Source organism: Peribacillus sp. NPDC097225, assembly GCF_044761955.1.
Taxonomy (GTDB): domain Bacteria; phylum Bacillota; class Bacilli; order Bacillales; family DSM-1321; genus Peribacillus.
In genome coordinates this window covers 370262-386792 of record NZ_JBIWDJ010000003.1, presented here as the reverse complement: position 1 = coordinate 386792, position 16531 = coordinate 370262, and the positions used below count along the sequence as shown (strand labels likewise).

Sequence of the window (16531 nt, the reverse complement as noted above, 5' to 3'; positions counted from 1 at the left end):
AAAAGCCAAGGTAATTCCAGCAGTTTCTTTTCTTTCACCAATTAAACTCCTTCTCCATAACCCCCTCTACTTGAATTAGAAGATATGACTATACATGAATCCAATCATAAATCGTATGCTAGTTCCTCCCTCCATTCACCTTTTATTCTGCAATTGCTTTAAGAATGTATTTGTTCAATATGCCTTTTAAGTATTCTTGTCTGCCCGATTTATTTTGGATTTCATCAAGACCAAGTGCATAGTCTTCCAACTTACGAAAATCTGTTTTCCCTTCAACAATTTCCAAGCCGATTCCGGCGGTGTAACTGCTGTAACGATCCGCAATGAAATCTTCCAATACTTTGTCTTCAAGTAACTTTTTCGCAACCTTAGTACCAATCGCAAAGCTATCCATTCCAGCAATATGCGCATGGAATAAATCTTCGTAATCGAAAGATCCCCGTCTTACTTTCGCATCAAAATTCAGACCGCCTGTTCCAAGACCCTCGTTTTTAAGGATTTCGTACATCGCCAACGTCGTTGAATACAAGTCAGTCGGGAATTCATCCGTATCCCATCCAAGCAACGTATCCCCTTGGTTTGCATCGACGGAACCAAGCATCCCGTGAGTACGGGCAACATGCAATTCATGTTCGAATGTATGGCCTGCCAATATTGCATGGTTTGCCTCGATATTGAATTTGAAATGATCCTTCAAGCCATACGTCTGTAGAAAAGCAAGACCCGTTGCGACATCGAAGTCATATTGGTGCTTCGTCGGTTCCTTTGGTTTTGGTTCAATCAAGAACTGGGCATCGAAACCAATCTCTTTGGAGTAATCCAGGGCCATATGGAAGAAGCGGGCCAAGTTATCCAGTTCTAACTTCATATTCGTATTAAGAAGCGTATCGTAGCCTTCACGTCCGCCCCAGAATACATAATTTTCTGAACCTAACTCCTTCCCTACTTCCAATCCTTTCTTCACTTTCGCAGCCGCATAGGCAAATACATCCGCATTCGGTGAAGTTGCTGCACCGTGAACCCAGCGGGGATTAGAGAACATATTCGCCGTATTCCAAAGTAATTTCGTCTTGCTAGTCTTCAAGTATTCCTTGATCATGGCCACAATTTCATCCATGTTCTTATTTGTCTCCCTCAATGTGTCTCCTTCAGGAGCGACGTCGACATCATGGAAACAGAAGAATGGAACGTCCATTTTTTCAAAAAATTCAAAGGAAGCTTCCACACGTGCCTTTGCTAGGTCCATTCCCGTAAATTTATTATATGGACGGAGCATTGTTGGTTGTCCAAATGGATCTGTACCATCTGCAGTGAATGTATGCCAGTACGAAACGGCAAAGCGTAAAAACTCTTCCATCGTCTTTCCGTTAATCATTTCTTCCGGATTGTAATATTTAAAGGCAAATTGATTTGAAGATTCTGAACCTTCGAACTTTACTTGACTGATTGTTTCAAAATAACCCATAGTTGTATTTCCTCCTTAAATAGAATCAAATTGGAATCGCTTCCATTATTTATAAAAATATAATACCAGCAAAAACTTAGTTTGTCTAATGAATATACTAAGTGTTTTGACTTTTTTTTGTTATAATAAAACTTACCTAAAATGAATTATTATTAGAGGAGGTAGAAAGATGACCTGGAGCCAACAACTAATGAAAGTGAATAACAAGCAGGCCATTTTAGAAACTATCCTGAAACGTGCACCGATATCTCGGGCAGATATCTCTCAGCATCTCGGACTCACGAAGGGGACTGTTTCTTCTCTCGTCAATGAATTATTGGAAGCTAATCTTTGCATTGAATCAGGGCCAGGAGAGTCTAGCGGTGGAAGACGTCCAGTCCTGTTGTTGTTTCAAGAAAAGGCCGGCTACTCGATTGGAATAGATCTTGGAGTAAATTATATGTTAGGTATACTTACTGATTTCAATGGTGACATTATAGGGGAAATTAGTAGGAATACGAATAATGCAAACTACCAAGAAACTTTTGATCGTATGAAAGAAATGATTCAATCTTTAATAAAAACTGCCCCCGAAAGCCATTACGGAGTGGTAGGAATCGGAATTGGTATTCCTGGAATCGTTAATAACAAAGGGGAAATTTTGCTTGCTCCGAACTTAGGTTGGAAGAATGTTGACCTAAAAAAAGACATGGAAGAAGAGTTTGGTCTCCCTGTCATCATAGAAAACGAAGCAAATGCCGGGGCCTATGGAGAAAAGAAATTTGGCGCCGGCAAAGGCCATGAACATCTTGTTTACGTAAGCGCGGGTATGGGCATTGGGGTCGGCATTATCCTGCAAAATGAACTGTACCGCGGAGCGAATGGATTTTCCGGAGAAATGGGCCACATGATCATTGACGTTCATGGAAAGCCCTGCAAATGTGGAAGCAAGGGTTGCTGGGAATTATACGCATCCGAAAAAGCATTGATTGAACGGGCATCATCACTTTTCCAGTTGGAAGAAACCACGCTTGAATCATTGGTTGATCAGGCAAGCCATAATGAAGGAATCCGTGACCTTTTCAAAGAAATTGGACAATATCTTGGGATTGGCATTAGCAATATTTCCAATACCTTCAACCCTCAGCAGATTATTATCGGAAACCGCCTAGCTATGGCCAAGGACTGGTTAAGGGATTCCATATTGAAGGTAGTTGAAAGCCATGCCCTCCAGTTCAATCAAGAAAAATTGCATATCAGCTTTTCTGATTTATCTTCCTATTCCCCTTCATTAGGGGTATCGGCCCATGTAATCGAAAATTTCTTGAAAACAAATTTGAATCACATAAATTAATAAGTTTATATGAAACAAAAAGTGATTTCTCCCTCAGGAAAAACCACTTTTTTGTTTCATTTCTCTTCAATTACCCGAATCAATTCCCGTAAATAATCGGGAAGATCCGGTGGACGTCTGCTCGATACCAGGTTTCCGTCTACCACAACAGGTTCGTCCATCCAATGTGCCCCGGCATTCTCCATATCATCTTTAATTCCGGGCGTGCTTGTCACCTTCTTCCCTTGCAAAATTCCTGCCGAAACCAAGACCCAACCCGCATGGCATATTTGGCCAATCGGCTTCTTGCTCTCTTCCATACTCTGAATCAGAGAAATTACTTCAGGAAACCGACGAATCTTATCAGGTGCCCAGCCTCCTGGAACAAGAATCGCATCATAGTCTTCCGCTTTGATGCTGCCATAATCAAAATCTGAATCGGCTGGCACACCATATTTACCAATATACGTCTCATTTGCCTTTTCTCCGGCAAGATGGACGATGGCCCCTTCTTCCCTCAATCTTAAAATCGGATACCAAAGCTCCAAATCCTCGAAATCATGATGCACAAGACTGATTACTTTCTTTCCTTCTAAGCGCATATATCCCTCTCCTTCTATAACTTGTTCCCCTTAACTTAAAGGTATACTTCCCCCTTTTGGTAACTCGTACACTTTTATCTTTATCAATATATATCATTTCGTTCTATAATTAGTACCTTTTTATCAAAGGATCTGATAACAAAGAAAAAAAGACTTTCTGATGAAAGTCTTTTTTAGGATATTAGTCTTCTCCAATTATTTTCACTTCGGTTTCAAGCTCCACGTCAAATTTACTTTTAACGGTGTCTTGAACATATTGAATGAGTTCCAAATAATCGGTGGCTGTCGCGGAACCAACATTTACGATAAAGCCAGCATGTTTAGTGGAAACTTGAGCTCCACCGATTTGCTTCCCTTGCAACCCGCTATCCTGGATTAATTTACCTGCAAAGTGTCCAGGCGGACGTTTGAAGACACTTCCACAAGACGGAAATTCAAGCGGTTGTTTAGATTCCCTCTGAAAAGTAAAATCATCCATTTTACTTTTAATGTCTTCGTATTCTCCCTTTCTTAATAAGAAGGTAGCTTCTAATACCAGTAGTTTTTCTTTTGAAAAACGGCTAGAACGATAGCCCAGTTCTAATTCATCCTTTTTCAAAGTCTGCAATTCTCCAGAACGGGTGATGACCAGGGCTTCCTGTAGTACATCTGAAACTTCTCCACCATATGCCCCTGCATTCATATATAAAGCCCCTCCAACAGAACCGGGGATCCCGCAAGCAAACTCTAAACCAGTTAGACTATTTTGTAACGCGTATCGGGAGGCTTGAATGATAGCAGCACCACTTTGAACGGTGAGCTTATTACCCTCCAATTCCATGCTTGCTATATCAATAAGGGTCATGACGATACCGCGTATGCCCCCATCTTTAATAATCATATTAGAACCATTCCCCACGATGGTTAAGGGTAAATGGTTGTTAAGCGCATAAAGATATATCGCTTGGACTTCTTGATAGTTTGTAGGCATTACGAAGAAATCTGCCTTGCCACCTGTTTTTGTAAACGTATATTGATGTAGCGGTTCATTCATTCTCACATTACTTGGATGTACAATTCCCTGAAGATCTAAAAAAATTTGTTTACTCATTTATACAAACTCCCATTAAAAATTTTAGAAAAAAGAACAAACATTTCATTTCTTTTTGTACACATTGATCGTTAGATATTTCATTCTATGCTTCATATAAGCGAAAAACAACGATTTACACTTATTTATAACCTGCCATTTATTCCAATAACCACACTTTTCAATATTTAGTTATGGCTAGATTCCCCGGTTCACCATTAATGAAGGAAAGAGGAGCTCATCCCCACCAGTAGAACTCTAAAAAGAATCCTATATGTTTCTCAGGATCATCCAGTAAAACCATAATAAAAAACGGCGAAAACATTGATTGTACAATGCTTACGCCGTTGGATGACCTGTGAGGGATTCGAACCCACGACCCCTTCCCTGTCAAGGAAGTGCTCTCCCACTGAGCTAACAAGTCGTATGTAATAGTTGGCTTGCTCTGTTACTTAAGTACATAATTTATTATAAGTTCTTTTCGACAAAAGTCAACGAATTATTTAAAAAAAGTTTAGCGTTTGCCTTTAAATAAAAGATATGGAACAAGACAAGAACAAATGTTCTTTATTTCCTTGCGTAACAAACGTATGTTCGCATATAATATAAACAAGAAAGATAGAAACGGAGGCCAGCGGAATGAAATATATCATTCGGAAACATATGGATGAAAAGGTTCCTTTAGAAATCATTTACCTATCTGAAAATGGAAAGATTACACAGCGCAGAATTGAAGTTCTTGAAGTATATTCAGGTTATATCCGTGCCTTTTGCTTTCTTCGGCGGACAAAACGAACGTTTAAAATAGAAAACATCCTCTCTGCCCGCCTTATTAAGTCCAGGTATGATAGGTCAGGATAATCCCGATTACTACCTAACGCATCATTGATTGTTCCAAACTTATCCGATTAATTCCTCTTCTTCCTGTATATCCTTTTCTTGTTCAGTTAAAGATTCTTCATCATCTCTTAGACGGTGTGCCAATCTTGAGGCAGCGCTTGCTGCAATGCTTGCAACAATATCATCGAGGAAGGTATGCACGACTCCCTCTTGCTTCTTATCCAATTCGTGAATGACGCCTATTTTATTCTTATCCAAATGTCCAAAGGTTGTCACGGCAATGCTTCCATAACCAAGTACGGCACCAAAGGCAATCGTTTCATCCACTCCAAACAGACCTTCATCCGATTCGACAATGGATTGAAGCGGTTCCGATAGCTTCTTTTGTTCTGCCAGTCGATCAAGTTCAACACCAACTAAAATGGCATGTTGAATTTCTCTCTTTAAAAGCACCCTTTCAACACTTCTAATACATTCCTCTAATTTCAAATCAGCTTTATAAGGGAATTGTAGTTCAAAGACAATCTCTGCAATAGCCTCCACACTTACACCACGATCTAGTAATGTTTGTTTAGCCGCTCTTGTAACTTCCCTGCTATGGACGCGTACATCTGCCATTTTATCTGCCTCCCCTTTTTTTGATATCTTTCCATTATACCATTAAATATTCTAAATATTTGGAAAATAAAAGAAAAATCACTTTTCTATATCCTTCAGACAGGAAAAAGAAGGATGGCTATGCTAAAATAACTAAGAACATTATTTTCATTATAAATTCATAGAGGTGCGGTAAATGAGTTTACGCAAAGGCACGATAAAAGAATATATGTTTAGAAGTGAGGCGTTATCTGAGGAATTAGAGCTACTTGTATATTTACCGGCTAATTTTTCACCACTTTATAAATATACGCTTGTCATAGCTCAAGATGGTCGAGATTATTTTCAAATGGGTCGAATAGGTCGTGTGACTGATGAACTTTTAGGAAATGGCGAGATTGAGAATATTATAATCGTCGGCATTCCCTATAAAGATCGGTTTGACCGTAGACGGAAATATCATCCTGATGGTGAACAGCACGAAGCCTACATACGATTTCTGGCCCATGAACTTGTTCCATTTTTAGATGAGGAATTCCCAACCTATCAAATGGGACATGGCCGGGCATTAATGGGGGATTCTCTTGGTGGCACGGTTTCCCTGCTCGCTGCACTTAAATATCCACATACATTCGGTAAATGCATCATGCAGTCTCCGCTTGCCAATGAAGAAGTGATGAATGCTGTCCGTAGTTTTGAGAATCCTCATCTCCTCGAACTGTATCATGTGATTGGAACCGAAGAGACTGACGTTCCCACTACAGATGGGAACCGGGCAAATTTCATAGAACCCAACCGGGAACTGCATCAATTGTTAAAACAAAAAGGATTCCCTTGCTTCTATGAAGAATTTGAAGGGAATCATACGTGGAAGTTTTGGCAGGCAGATTTAAAAAGGGCCCTTCTAGAAATGTTTTAACCTCGGTTAGAATGGTAAAAAAATGCATTTGGACTAGAGTTTTCGAAAAATTAAATTATAATCTTAGGAGGTAACAATATGAAATATGGTGTTGCAATTTTCCCTTCAAAAAAACTTCAAGATTTAGCAAACTCCTACCGGAAACGGTATGACACAAAGTACGCATTCATTCCACCACATCTCACACTTAAACAACCGTTTGAAGCGACTGAAAAGGAAATTTCAGCAATCGCAGAACGCTTGAAAGACATTGCACGGAAGTTCCAGCCTTTCTCCTTAAATGTGACGAAAGCGAAATCCTTCCAACCCGTCAGCAACACCATTTATTTTAAAGTGGAGCTGTCAAAGGAACTTGAAGACTTACACGAAATGCTTCATGATGAGAATTTCTTCAAAAATGAAACAGAACATGCTTTCGTTCCACATATAACGATTGCACAAGATCTATCTGATAACGAACATTCGGATGTTTTAGGTCAATTAAGCATGCTTGATGTAAGCCATGAAGAAGATGTCAAAAGAATTCATTTATTGTATCAATTGGAAGATGGAACATGGACTGTATATGAAACATTTCGTTTAGGAGCTGAATAATTTCGTGTTTGTAAAAATTGTTGAAAACGAGCAAGAACGTGGATATGCTTACACCATAAGAAAAAGAGTGTTTGTAGAGGAACAACATGTCCCACTTGAAGAAGAGATTGACCAATATGAAGAAGACTCCACCCACTTCGTTTTATATAACGAGGAAGAGCAGCCTATTGGTGCGGGGAGATTTCGAATCATTGACGGGATTGGTAAGGTCCAGCGCATCTGTGTACTCTCTAACTCCCGTAAAACTGGGGCTGGTGCCCTGATCATGAATGCCATTGAAGAATTTGCGATTTCTCATGACATCTCTCAATTGAAGCTCGATGCTCAATTACATGCCATCCCCTTTTACTCGAAATTAGGGTATGAAATCATTTCCGAGGAATTTATGGATGCAGGGATTCCCCATAAAACGATGAAAAAAAAGATTTCCTAATAAAAACGCTGTTCCCTTGGAATTTCCACAGGGGACAGCGTTTTTTTATATATACCATTCTCGTAAAAATCCCTTCCCATTCTATGTCAATATTCACAAATAAACATAGTCTATATATAGAAAGCAAGAAGGAGGGAAATTTTATGAGTAACAATGGATTCAACATGGATGAATCTCAAAAAAGGTTAATGGAACTACTCGTTTCAAGGACTTTGAGAAAGCATGGTGTCAAAAAGGATAAAGTTGATTTGAGTGATAAAGAAAGAAGTCACTTAAAAGAGACCATACAGTTTTTACAGAAACAATCTGAAATGCTTATCAATCAAGAGAAAAGCATTACAGAAAATGATGTGAATCCCGTCACAAATTCTCACCACACTAGTTATTCCGATACCAAAGACAAATAACTAACATTCCTCCTATTCAATTACGCTCTTTTCGGTATGAAGCGCAGACTGGACCTTGCTTCTTTACCATTCATTCTGAACACTTCATTCCATGATGCTTCATCCGTTCGCACAAACTCTTCAAAAAAATATTTGAAAATAAACGAATGAATTGATTTATTCGTCCAACCAAATTTACATGCATAGCATATTTTAATAGGGAATTAAACCCTAAGGAGGAAAAAACGACATGAACCAAAATGTATATCATAGCAACAATTGCAATACAACAAAACATTCTGAAAGATCATGGTCGGCTCTAGACAATAACACCAACCATCCCCTAACATCATTCTGTGAAGAATCCGCAAACGAAATTGAACAAGAAGCTAAACAGGATAATTCGCAACTCCAACTATCTGAAGAGCTTGTTTACATTAAAGATTCTTGTAATGTAAGAGTAATCTCTACAGATGTTAAAGCGGCCCTTTCTTTACAGACGGCAATCCAAGCAGCCATCGCTGTCATCGTCAGCATTTCCATTGCAGACACTGACCAAGCGGACCGCATTACTCAAGAATTGATTCAATCTTCTAATGTTAAACAAATTACACGTCAAAAAACAATTGTTGAAAACAGCCGTGATATCGAAATCACTACAACCGATGCTCAAATCGCCGTTAACATTCAATTGTTACTACAATTATTGTTAGCTCTAATTGTAGAATTAGACGTTCTTTAAGAGTGAACACAAAAAGGACACATAAATGTGTCCTTTTGTATTTCTATCGAAGTTTCAAACCATTTCGTTTACATATCCTCCTTTTCCTGTCATTTCAGCCGTGATTTCCTCTTGAGCCCTCATTAGTAAATGGTTCTTATACGCACCTGCTCCAGGTGATCTGTCCTGATTCATATTCGTGACATGGTCAAATTTTTCCGACCGCTTCGTTTCGTCTTCCAACACTTGGTCAAAACGAATTGGCTGAATGGGTGTCGTTCCATCAACGATTCTTGGCTTTCTCTCCGCTTCTACTGTCCGGTTTGCGTATTGAATGTATTCGAATTGCGTTACTGGCGCTATGTATCCCATCATTAACCCTCCTCACTATATAGGTTCTCTTGTCATTTACATACCCACTCCAGAATGAAACGAAACATCTTTTCCGGATTCTTTTTTTCTATTTCTCTGGTAAAATGGAGATTGCCGATATTTTTAATAGATTTGAGGTATCCATTTATATGAATCAAGCAAAATCGGGAAATGAAATCATACATCTACTTACTGTTTCGGCTAGTGAGCTGCAGACACTCTTTGAAAAAGGAAAACGTGATCAGCTCTCTTGTGTCATATGTGATAAGCCAGTGAAATTATTCATTGGCATTCATGAAACACCTTATTTTTATCACAGTGACCCTTCACGACCTGCTTGTGAAATGCCAAATCCTATATCAAAACCTGAAACTAAACCTTTAGAATACATGGAACAAAACGGATTCAGAATTCCTAAATCACGCACCATTACTGAAACGAAGACTGTTATCGAACCGTTTTTGAAAAGTCGGACCATTACAGGCAATCCTCCCTATTTGGATAAACCATCCGTCCGCACTGAACTTTTGGATCCTTACTTTCAGGAACTATCTGAAAAAGGGATCATGCTTGATGCCGAACAGTTAAAAGCAGTAAAAACGATAGAAGGTCCCGTCCTTGTTTTATCCGGGGCTGGAAGCGGTAAAACCAGAGTATTGACGGTAAGGACTGCCTATATGCTAACTGTAGAAAAAATAAATCCTAAAAGCATTATGCTTGTAACCTTTACAGCGAAATCTGCAAAGGAGATGCAGCAGCGGCTAATCAGCTACCCTTATATGTCCCCTTCCCTCGTCTCTCAAATTGTTAGTGGCACCTTCCACAGCATCTTTTATAAAATCTTGATCTTTCATGAGCCTGCAAAATGGCAACGGGACTTCCTGTTGAAGTGGAATTGGGAAAAAGAAAAAATATTGAAGCAGGCCGGTCGGGAGTTGGAGCTTGATGAAAAGGAATTTGCCTATGATCAGGCACTTCAGCAAATCGGCCTCTGGAAAAACTCGTTGATTTTTCCTGACGATGTCAAACCGAATGATGATTGGGAGAAATCCTGTCTATTCCTATATAAAAAGTATGAAGCTTATAAAGAACAAACAAGTAAATATGATTTCGATGATATGCTGGTAGGTTGCTACGTATTTTTGAAAAGCCATCCTGAATTGTTATTGAAATATCAACAACGGTTCCGCTATTTTTTAGTGGACGAGTTTCAGGATATTAATAAAGTTCAATATGAGTTGATAAAACTCCTTTCAGCGGAAACAAAAAATGTTTGTGCAGTTGGTGATGACGATCAAGCCATCTATTCATTCCGTGGGAGTGATCCAAAATATATCCTGAATTTCAACCATGATTTCCCTGGTTCCCAAGTCGTGAAGTTGACCGAAAATTACCGTTCTTCCCATGAGATTGTTGCTACGGCAAATAGAATGATAAAACGAAATCAGCATCGGATGGATAAAACGATGCGGGCACAACATAATCAAGGGAATCCAGCTGTGTTATTCTATCCGCATGATGAAGAGCTCGAAGCGACGATGATCGTGACCGACATACAAGAAAAGATATCCAAAGGTGCCAATCCTGGTGACTTCGCCATCCTTTACAGGACCCATACGATGTCGCGTGCCATTTTTGAAAGACTGGCATCTTCCAACCTTCCCTTCGTGATCGAAAAGGATGCGGATTCTTTTTATCAACGGCGGGTCATCCATGGCATGCTTGCATTCATGCGCTTAAGCCTGCACCCTCAGGATAGCAAGGCCGCTTCTGACGTCCTTTCTTCCTTGTTTTTAAAGCAGAGTGTCCTACAGGAGCTAAAAGCCCAGACGATCTTGCAAGATTGTGACTTTATCGATGCTTTTGCTTTTGTAAAAACGGGACATGCCTTTCAAGAACGTAAGTTAAAAGCAATACCGGCACAAATCCGTTCTATAAAGACCATGTCCCCGCTCGTGGCTTTAGAAGTCATCGAGAAGGATTTGGGCTATCAGGAGTATGTAAAGAAAAGGGGAAATGAAGCCCACTTGGAAAAAGGTTCGGATGATATTCGTGATTTGAAAGTGGCTGCTAATCGGTTTCCCACAGTCGCTTCCTTCCTCGACCATGTCGATCATATGATTGCCATGGTTCAGGAAGTGAAACAGCTATCCAAGCACTTTAAAGATGCCATTCAGCTCACGACGATTCACCGCTCTAAAGGCCTTGAATATCAATCTGTTTATATTCTGGCTGCGGTTGATGGCAGCCTTCCCCATGACTTTGCATTGGATTCGTATCGTAAGGGTGAACTTGGTCCTCTTGAAGAGGAAAGGAGATTGCTTTATGTGGCGGCGACCCGGGCCAAAAAGAATCTTTATATCTCTGTCCCGCAAACGAGACGTGGAAGGACGGCCCACCCATCCAGGTTCTTGAATCTTTAAAGATATCCAGGGAAACAGACAGGAGCCTGCAATACTGCAGGCTCCTGTTTCGCTTACTATTTTTTATTCATCATATTGGAAATTGTCCCGAAATCCAGTTTATTTCCCTCAGCAACGATAGAATGTACGATTTTGTCTTCCATTTCCTTGTTGACTGGTTTATTGGCTATTTGAGATACCCTTTTAATTACATTCCTGACAGTCGTTTCATCTTTAAAATTGGCACCCTGTAGTGAGTTTGCCAATTCCATAACATCCTTCATGTTTACACCCGTTTTTCCTTCTATGTTTTTAAACAAATTATTATCCATGCCTAAGCCCCTCCTTTTCTGTATCTATCTTATGGAAGGATGAGGGATATGTGCAAGGTCCATAAAAATCAATAAAAAAAGGAATAGGCAAATACAGCCTATTCCAATTACACTAACAGAAAGAAGCCCCGACAATAACTAATAGGATAAACAATACTACGATCAAGACGAACGTGGATCCAGCGCCAAATCCGCCGCCACCGTATGCTTCGCCTCCATATCCATAGCCATAGCCTTCATTGCAACCGCCACATCCGTAGCCACCATAACCAAACATATTACAATCACCTCGCTCTCAAATTGAGCTCACTGATAATATATGTAGGGTGGGACAATATGTATAGGCCATGCCCTAAACATCATGCCCATTTCCGCTATGTATGGATCATCCTTTCGGTCTGAAGACCAAAGCTCCGATAAATCCAAAGATGATAGCTGCAGAGATTCCTGAACTCGTGATTTCAAACATGCCGGTAAGGACGCCGACAATCCCATGCTTTTCTGCTTCTAACATGGCTCCGTTCACCAAGGAATTCCCAAAGGAAACAATGGGAATGGTTGCTCCTGCTCCTGCAAAGTCTATAAGCGGTTCATATAATTCGAAGCCTCCCAGTATGGCTCCTATTACAACGAATAAGCTTAGTGTATGTGCCGGGGTTAGCTTAGCCAAGTCGAATAAAAGCTGGCCGATTACACAAATCAAGCCTCCGATGACAAAGGCCCAAAAAAACATTGCTAACATCCTGATCTCTCCTTTTTCATGTATTTGTCCCATACTCAATGGCCACCGCATGGGCAATACACGGAATCGATTCTTTTTGCTGATACGTTAACGGTGACAATAATGCCCCTGTTGCAATCAATAATATCCGTTTATATTTCCCCTGACTCATTTCATTTAATAAATGACCGTATAACACGGCTGCGGAACAACCGGCACCACTTCCACCAGCTAAAACAGGCTGATCCTTTTTATAAATGATCAATCCACAGTCTTTGAATTTTTCCTGGTTGATCCTACATCCTTTTTCCTTCAAAAGATCCAACGCCGTGGACCTTCCTATCTGCCCTAAATCACCAGTGACAATCAAGTCATAATGGTCAGGGGTAAGACCCGTGTCTCTGAAATGAGCGATAATCGTATCTACGGCAGCGGGTGCCATTGCCCCCCCCATATTGAAAGGATCCTTCAACCCCATGTCAATGACTCTTCCAATGGTAGCGGAAACAACATGAGGGTATGCCTCCTGCCTCGTACCATTTGGAGTCACCAAAGCTACCCCCGCACCGGTTATCGTCCACTGAGCAGTAGGTGGTTTCTGTCCCCCATACTCTGTTGGATAACGGAATTGTTTTTCGACGGCTGCATTATGACTAGACGCCCCTGTCAGCACATAGTTAGCCCCACCGTAATTGGTGATGAAGGCTGCCAGGGCAAGACCTTCCATCGATGTAGAACAAGCACCGAACAAACCGAAGTACGGAATCCCATTGGTTCTAGCTGTCAGACTGGTGGGTGTAATCTGGTTGATTAAATCCCCTGCCAGAAAAAATTGCACTTGTTCCTTTTCAATTCCCCCTTTTTGCAGGGCAATCTCCACTGATTTTTCCATCAAATGACGATGGGCCTTTTCATACGAATCCTGCTCCATCCACAGGTCGCTGTACAGAATGTCAAAGTCACCCGGAATTTCACCATTTGCTTCAAAAGGTCCGCCCGTTACACCCGTACTTAAAATGATTGGTTTATTAGCGAACGTCCAAGTTTGTCTCCCCTTTAGCATCGATTAACCCCCTATCATCTGAATAATCGTTTTGATTAAAGCCACGACGAAAGCGGAAAATACACCAAATAGAATGACCGATCCCGCCAATTTAAACATATTGGAACCCACACCAAGGACGAATCCTTCCGTACGATGCTCGATGGCCGCTGAGATGACCGCGTTACCGAAGCCAGTAACAGGTACGGCACTACCAGCTCCAGCAAATTGCCCAATCCGGTCATAAAATCCGAAGCCCGTCATTAAAAGAGCAAGAAATACCATGGTTGCAGTGGTTGGGCTCCCGGCCGTCTGCTCCGTGAAATTAAAGAAGTAAATATAGAAATAAGAAATGGCTTGTCCCACTATGCAGAAAATACCGCCTACCAAAAAAGCTTTTAGACAATTGGTCAAGACAGGCCTTTTAATCTCGTGCTTGCCTTGAAGCTGTTTATATTCATCTTGCTGTGGGGTCGTCTTTTCCTTTCCGCTCATACTTTGAAACCTCGCCTTCTTATATTAATTCCTTATGAAGCTCAACTATTTCTTTGAATTTCTTTTTCGCTTTCTTTTCTGGTACATCTTTTTCCTTAAGCAATTCATCCAACCTTACTGACTCCAAAAAGATTTTATAATCGCTGGAAATGATAAATTTATACTTTGGATACTTGTCTTCCAATTTTTTTGTCACGTTTTTATCGATTTTTTTCATATGAAAACGCTGTAGATGCTTTACTTTATAAGCCACGAGGATTTTCTTACCATTTTTGACAACGATCACATCATAAATTTCGTCTTCATCACTTACCATCTCCTTAACTTTCGTAATGAGTCCTTTTTCATCTTCTTCATCTTCTCCGTGAATGATATCCATCGGTTCCGGATTCGTTCGCTTGATTAAAGCCAATCCTTCTGTTTTCCCATCATCTTTACTGCTGCAGCCAGTTAATAGGAGCATAATGACTGCTAGAGACATCCAGCTAACATATAAAATTCTCCGTTTTCTGAACATAGAATCACATCCTAATTTAACGTTCTATTATTATCTTCTTGTTTATCCCATTTTTTATGAATGGTAGGATTAGGAAATAAAAGAAACCCTTCCAAAGAGGAAGGGTTCCGTTTATTTAATAGGCTTTGTTTTTTTTGCTTTTATTACAGCCACAATCTTTTTTAATTTTGACAGGCTGATCTTTTTTGATTGGTTTCGCAGCATACTGCCATGGATTCTGTTTATAATTCATTTGTGACCCTCCTTTATCATCTATACCATACTATATGATAAAAAAGACAAGTTGTACTCCGTCAAATATCCATAATTTTACTGATAATCACTTCAATTATGGAACCGACTGCAGCAACGGCAAGGACCAAGATCAATACTTGCCCCATGAACACATGCTCAAGATAAAGGATGACCAGAAAGAGGCTGGACCACACACCTACACACCAAAAACAACTAAGCAATTGACCAATCCAACCACTCAATCCCTTTTCTTTTGGAACTAGGTAAACTTCAGCCGTCCCATCTTCACCTTTTTCTTCAATTTCTTTAAAGAATGGACGACGCAAAGGTTCGGTTATTTTATCAAAAACGATTAATCGAGTAAGCCTAAATGAAGCTAGACCTAATAGAAGCACGATTGTCAAATCAGACTGCGAGAGAAACATGTATATTTTGCTCCTTCACTAATTGGACTCTTCGATAATAGTAGCATTCATTATATCCGGCAATCTGACGAACCGGATATGGTTCCCCCTTTTGATCTTTACCGACTCCCCCCTCATCCCCATGACTTGAAACCTAACCGTTTCACCATGGATAACTGCTTCACAAACTGGTTTTGGGTATCCTTTATGTTGGGAAAGGCGTGTTATGAGGTCAGTTGTCGAAACCTTCTCCACCTTTTTCTTCCTTTTGGTTTTTTTCTTTTCTGGTTCAAGATCTATAGGAATTTCCTCGGCAGTTTCCACGGGCGCATGTTCTTGTTCTGGTTCAGGTACGTATTGGTCCGTTATTTTTTTTATTTCACTCAGTTCCGATTCAATTTCCTTCATTGCCTCGTACACACCGAACTCCTGTTTTATCTTTTCTATTTTTTGAGTCTTTCGGTCATCTTCGACTACTTCAGGCTCTGCTGACACTTCTTTCTTTTTTCTTTTTGTCCGGTAATCACTTTGCATGTTCCCTCTTTGGGCCTTCACTTCTACTTGATCGACATATAGTAAAGGTTTTGATTTTTTATCATTTTTATTTTCTGACATGCAAATCCTCCTAATATTTCAAGATAACCACGGATTGAAGCTGCTCTATATGGTATTTGACGACCTCTTTACCAAAATGATGCCTGATAAAAAGACTGGATTCCTGTTTTTGTTCCAACTTTCCGAATAGAGTGCGGCCATTAATGGTGAACTTACAAACAGGTTTAGGCGCAAAAGCAGGCAGTCTCCCCAATAATTCCAGCAATTCCTCCGTATTATAGGAACCATCTAGTCTCTTACTGGTAGGGTTTATCTGTTTGACCGGAGGCTCACATACTGTTTGCACCCCATTGGTAAAAGACAGACGCTTTTTCACGTCCATAACTTTCCCTCCTTCACTCATTCAACAATGGATTTCAAAGGGGTTCCCACCGATTTTTCACACTACAGGCTTTTATCTGCTCTATGTATCATCTATATGAAGCACTCCGTTTTTTATGCTCGGTAAGTAACCTTCTT

22 protein-coding genes and 1 tRNA gene are annotated in these 16531 nt (G+C 40.2%); 8 read left to right on the top strand and 15 right to left on the bottom strand.

Annotation, left to right across the window (positions count from 1 at the left end; genetic code table 11):
- Window positions 1-142 precede the first annotated feature (142 nt).
- Window positions 143-1465 carry a xylose isomerase gene (xylA, locus tag ACIQXH_RS12045; RefSeq protein WP_402867830.1) on the bottom strand — a complete coding sequence of 441 codons (1323 nt, stop codon included), beginning with the start codon at window positions 1463-1465 and terminating at the stop codon, window positions 143-145.
- 169 nt (window positions 1466-1634) lie between these two features.
- Between xylA and ACIQXH_RS12040 the strand changes: the two genes are divergently transcribed.
- Window positions 1635-2798, top strand: a complete 1164-nt coding sequence (locus ACIQXH_RS12040; protein WP_403123630.1) for an ROK family protein — start codon at window positions 1635-1637, stop codon at window positions 2796-2798.
- Between the two features lie 56 nt (window positions 2799-2854).
- On the opposite strand, the gene ACIQXH_RS12035 is transcribed toward ACIQXH_RS12040, so the two are convergent.
- The 3 genes from ACIQXH_RS12035 to ACIQXH_RS12025 form a co-directional block, all read right to left on the bottom strand.
- The gene (locus ACIQXH_RS12035; RefSeq protein WP_402867828.1) at window positions 2855-3379 is read right to left on the bottom strand and encodes a type 1 glutamine amidotransferase domain-containing protein; all 525 of its coding nucleotides are present in this window, start codon (window positions 3377-3379) and stop codon (window positions 2855-2857) included.
- Window positions 3380-3560: 181 nt separating this feature from the next.
- Window positions 3561-4469, bottom strand: coding sequence for a UDP-N-acetylmuramate dehydrogenase (gene murB, locus ACIQXH_RS12030; RefSeq protein WP_402955912.1), 909 nt, complete (start codon window positions 4467-4469; stop codon window positions 3561-3563).
- Window positions 4470-4800: 331 nt separating this feature from the next.
- Window positions 4801-4872, bottom strand: a tRNA-Val gene (locus ACIQXH_RS12025).
- A 215-nt stretch (window positions 4873-5087) separates the two neighbouring features.
- Between ACIQXH_RS12025 and ACIQXH_RS12020 the strand changes: the two genes are divergently transcribed.
- Window positions 5088-5309, top strand: a complete 222-nt coding sequence (locus ACIQXH_RS12020) for a hypothetical protein (RefSeq protein ID WP_402867826.1) — start codon at window positions 5088-5090, stop codon at window positions 5307-5309.
- A gap of 39 nt (window positions 5310-5348) precedes the next feature.
- On the opposite strand, the gene ACIQXH_RS12015 is transcribed toward ACIQXH_RS12020, so the two are convergent.
- Complete coding sequence (locus tag ACIQXH_RS12015; RefSeq protein ID WP_402867825.1) at window positions 5349-5906, bottom strand: phosphatidylglycerophosphatase A family protein; 558 nt, start codon at window positions 5904-5906, stop codon at window positions 5349-5351.
- Between the two features lie 175 nt (window positions 5907-6081).
- Between ACIQXH_RS12015 and ACIQXH_RS12010 the strand changes: the two genes are divergently transcribed.
- From ACIQXH_RS12010 to ACIQXH_RS11990, 5 genes are all read left to right on the top strand, one after another.
- Window positions 6082-6804 (top strand): alpha/beta hydrolase, encoded by a 723-nt coding sequence (locus ACIQXH_RS12010; RefSeq protein ID WP_402867824.1) that lies wholly within the window; start codon window positions 6082-6084, stop codon window positions 6802-6804.
- A gap of 78 nt (window positions 6805-6882) precedes the next feature.
- The gene (locus ACIQXH_RS12005; protein ID WP_403123628.1) at window positions 6883-7398 is read left to right on the top strand and encodes a YjcG family protein; all 516 of its coding nucleotides are present in this window, start codon (window positions 6883-6885) and stop codon (window positions 7396-7398) included.
- Window positions 7399-7402: 4 nt separating this feature from the next.
- Window positions 7403-7831 (top strand): GNAT family N-acetyltransferase, encoded by a 429-nt coding sequence (locus tag ACIQXH_RS12000; protein ID WP_402987485.1) that lies wholly within the window; start codon window positions 7403-7405, stop codon window positions 7829-7831.
- A gap of 143 nt (window positions 7832-7974) precedes the next feature.
- Window positions 7975-8238 (top strand): hypothetical protein, encoded by a 264-nt coding sequence (locus ACIQXH_RS11995; protein ID WP_402987482.1) that lies wholly within the window; start codon window positions 7975-7977, stop codon window positions 8236-8238.
- 229 nt (window positions 8239-8467) lie between these two features.
- The gene (locus tag ACIQXH_RS11990) at window positions 8468-8959 is read left to right on the top strand and encodes a spore coat protein (RefSeq protein WP_402867820.1); all 492 of its coding nucleotides are present in this window, start codon (window positions 8468-8470) and stop codon (window positions 8957-8959) included.
- A 54-nt stretch (window positions 8960-9013) separates the two neighbouring features.
- On the opposite strand, the gene ACIQXH_RS11985 is transcribed toward ACIQXH_RS11990, so the two are convergent.
- A complete protein-coding gene (locus ACIQXH_RS11985; RefSeq protein WP_402955906.1) occupies window positions 9014-9310 on the bottom strand; it encodes a hypothetical protein in 297 nt (98 codons plus the stop codon).
- 149 nt (window positions 9311-9459) lie between these two features.
- On the opposite strand from ACIQXH_RS11985, the gene ACIQXH_RS11980 reads away from it, so the two are divergent.
- Window positions 9460-11733, top strand: a complete 2274-nt coding sequence (locus ACIQXH_RS11980; RefSeq protein ID WP_403123626.1) for an ATP-dependent helicase — start codon at window positions 9460-9462, stop codon at window positions 11731-11733.
- 56 nt (window positions 11734-11789) lie between these two features.
- On the opposite strand, the gene spoVIF is transcribed toward ACIQXH_RS11980, so the two are convergent.
- The 9 genes from spoVIF to ACIQXH_RS11935 all read right to left on the bottom strand — a co-directional run bounded on the left by spoVIF (window position 11790) and on the right by ACIQXH_RS11935 (window position 16394).
- A complete protein-coding gene (gene spoVIF, locus ACIQXH_RS11975; RefSeq protein WP_402867817.1) occupies window positions 11790-12044 on the bottom strand; it encodes a sporulation-specific transcription regulator SpoVIF in 255 nt (84 codons plus the stop codon).
- A 112-nt stretch (window positions 12045-12156) separates the two neighbouring features.
- Window positions 12157-12321, bottom strand: a complete 165-nt coding sequence (locus ACIQXH_RS11970; protein ID WP_402867816.1) for a YjcZ family sporulation protein — start codon at window positions 12319-12321, stop codon at window positions 12157-12159.
- A gap of 108 nt (window positions 12322-12429) precedes the next feature.
- Window positions 12430-12786, bottom strand: coding sequence for a stage V sporulation protein AE (gene spoVAE, locus ACIQXH_RS11965; protein WP_402987473.1), 357 nt, complete (start codon window positions 12784-12786; stop codon window positions 12430-12432).
- 16 nt (window positions 12787-12802) lie between these two features.
- Window positions 12803-13828, bottom strand: a complete 1026-nt coding sequence (spoVAD, locus tag ACIQXH_RS11960; protein ID WP_403123624.1) for a stage V sporulation protein AD — start codon at window positions 13826-13828, stop codon at window positions 12803-12805.
- Window positions 13829-13831: 3 nt separating this feature from the next.
- On the bottom strand, window positions 13832-14302 hold the full coding sequence (gene spoVAC / locus ACIQXH_RS11955) for a stage V sporulation protein AC (RefSeq protein WP_402867813.1): 471 nt from the start codon (window positions 14300-14302) through the stop codon (window positions 13832-13834).
- Window positions 14303-14321: 19 nt separating this feature from the next.
- On the bottom strand, window positions 14322-14819 hold the full coding sequence (locus ACIQXH_RS11950) for a YhcN/YlaJ family sporulation lipoprotein (protein WP_402867812.1): 498 nt from the start codon (window positions 14817-14819) through the stop codon (window positions 14322-14324).
- 293 nt (window positions 14820-15112) lie between these two features.
- On the bottom strand, window positions 15113-15478 hold the full coding sequence (locus ACIQXH_RS11945; RefSeq protein WP_402867811.1) for a DUF1360 domain-containing protein: 366 nt from the start codon (window positions 15476-15478) through the stop codon (window positions 15113-15115).
- Between the two features lie 18 nt (window positions 15479-15496).
- A complete protein-coding gene (locus ACIQXH_RS11940; RefSeq protein ID WP_403079818.1) occupies window positions 15497-16072 on the bottom strand; it encodes a hypothetical protein in 576 nt (191 codons plus the stop codon).
- 10 nt (window positions 16073-16082) lie between these two features.
- Window positions 16083-16394: a hypothetical protein gene (locus ACIQXH_RS11935; protein ID WP_402955900.1), complete on the bottom strand. Its 312-nt coding sequence runs from the start codon at window positions 16392-16394 to the stop codon at window positions 16083-16085.
- Window positions 16395-16531: the final 137 nt, after the last annotated feature.

Coding starts and splice junctions, on each gene's coding strand:
- ACIQXH_RS11990 (WP_402867820.1), top strand. CDS start 8,468: ATGAACCAAAATGTATATCATAGCAACAATTGCAATACAACAAAACAT.
- ACIQXH_RS12020 (WP_402867826.1), top strand. CDS start 5,088: ATGAAATATATCATTCGGAAACATATGGATGAAAAGGTTCCTTTAGAA.
- ACIQXH_RS11940 (WP_403079818.1), bottom strand. CDS start 16,072: ATGTCAGAAAATAAAAATGATAAAAAATCAAAACCTTTACTATATGTC.
- ACIQXH_RS11935 (WP_402955900.1), bottom strand. CDS start 16,394: ATGGACGTGAAAAAGCGTCTGTCTTTTACCAATGGGGTGCAAACAGTA.
- murB (WP_402955912.1), bottom strand. CDS start 4,469: ATGAGTAAACAAATTTTTTTAGATCTTCAGGGAATTGTACATCCAAGT.
- xylA (WP_402867830.1), bottom strand. CDS start 1,465: ATGGGTTATTTTGAAACAATCAGTCAAGTAAAGTTCGAAGGTTCAGAA.
- spoVIF (WP_402867817.1), bottom strand. CDS start 12,044: ATGGATAATAATTTGTTTAAAAACATAGAAGGAAAAACGGGTGTAAAC.
- ACIQXH_RS11950 (WP_402867812.1), bottom strand. CDS start 14,819: ATGTTCAGAAAACGGAGAATTTTATATGTTAGCTGGATGTCTCTAGCA.
- ACIQXH_RS12015 (WP_402867825.1), bottom strand. CDS start 5,906: ATGGCAGATGTACGCGTCCATAGCAGGGAAGTTACAAGAGCGGCTAAA.
- ACIQXH_RS12005 (WP_403123628.1), top strand. CDS start 6,883: ATGAAATATGGTGTTGCAATTTTCCCTTCAAAAAAACTTCAAGATTTA.
- ACIQXH_RS11980 (WP_403123626.1), top strand. CDS start 9,460: ATGAATCAAGCAAAATCGGGAAATGAAATCATACATCTACTTACTGTT.
- ACIQXH_RS12035 (WP_402867828.1), bottom strand. CDS start 3,379: ATGCGCTTAGAAGGAAAGAAAGTAATCAGTCTTGTGCATCATGATTTC.
- ACIQXH_RS11995 (WP_402987482.1), top strand. CDS start 7,975: ATGAGTAACAATGGATTCAACATGGATGAATCTCAAAAAAGGTTAATG.
- spoVAE (WP_402987473.1), bottom strand. CDS start 12,786: ATGTTAGCAATGTTTTTTTGGGCCTTTGTCATCGGAGGCTTGATTTGT.
- spoVAC (WP_402867813.1), bottom strand. CDS start 14,302: ATGAGCGGAAAGGAAAAGACGACCCCACAGCAAGATGAATATAAACAG.
- spoVAD (WP_403123624.1), bottom strand. CDS start 13,828: ATGCTAAAGGGGAGACAAACTTGGACGTTCGCTAATAAACCAATCATT.
- ACIQXH_RS11985 (WP_402955906.1), bottom strand. CDS start 9,310: ATGGGATACATAGCGCCAGTAACGCAATTCGAATACATTCAATACGCA.
- ACIQXH_RS12040 (WP_403123630.1), top strand. CDS start 1,635: ATGACCTGGAGCCAACAACTAATGAAAGTGAATAACAAGCAGGCCATT.
- ACIQXH_RS12010 (WP_402867824.1), top strand. CDS start 6,082: ATGAGTTTACGCAAAGGCACGATAAAAGAATATATGTTTAGAAGTGAG.
- ACIQXH_RS11970 (WP_402867816.1), bottom strand. CDS start 12,321: ATGTTTGGTTATGGTGGCTACGGATGTGGCGGTTGCAATGAAGGCTAT.
- ACIQXH_RS11945 (WP_402867811.1), bottom strand. CDS start 15,478: ATGTTTCTCTCGCAGTCTGATTTGACAATCGTGCTTCTATTAGGTCTA.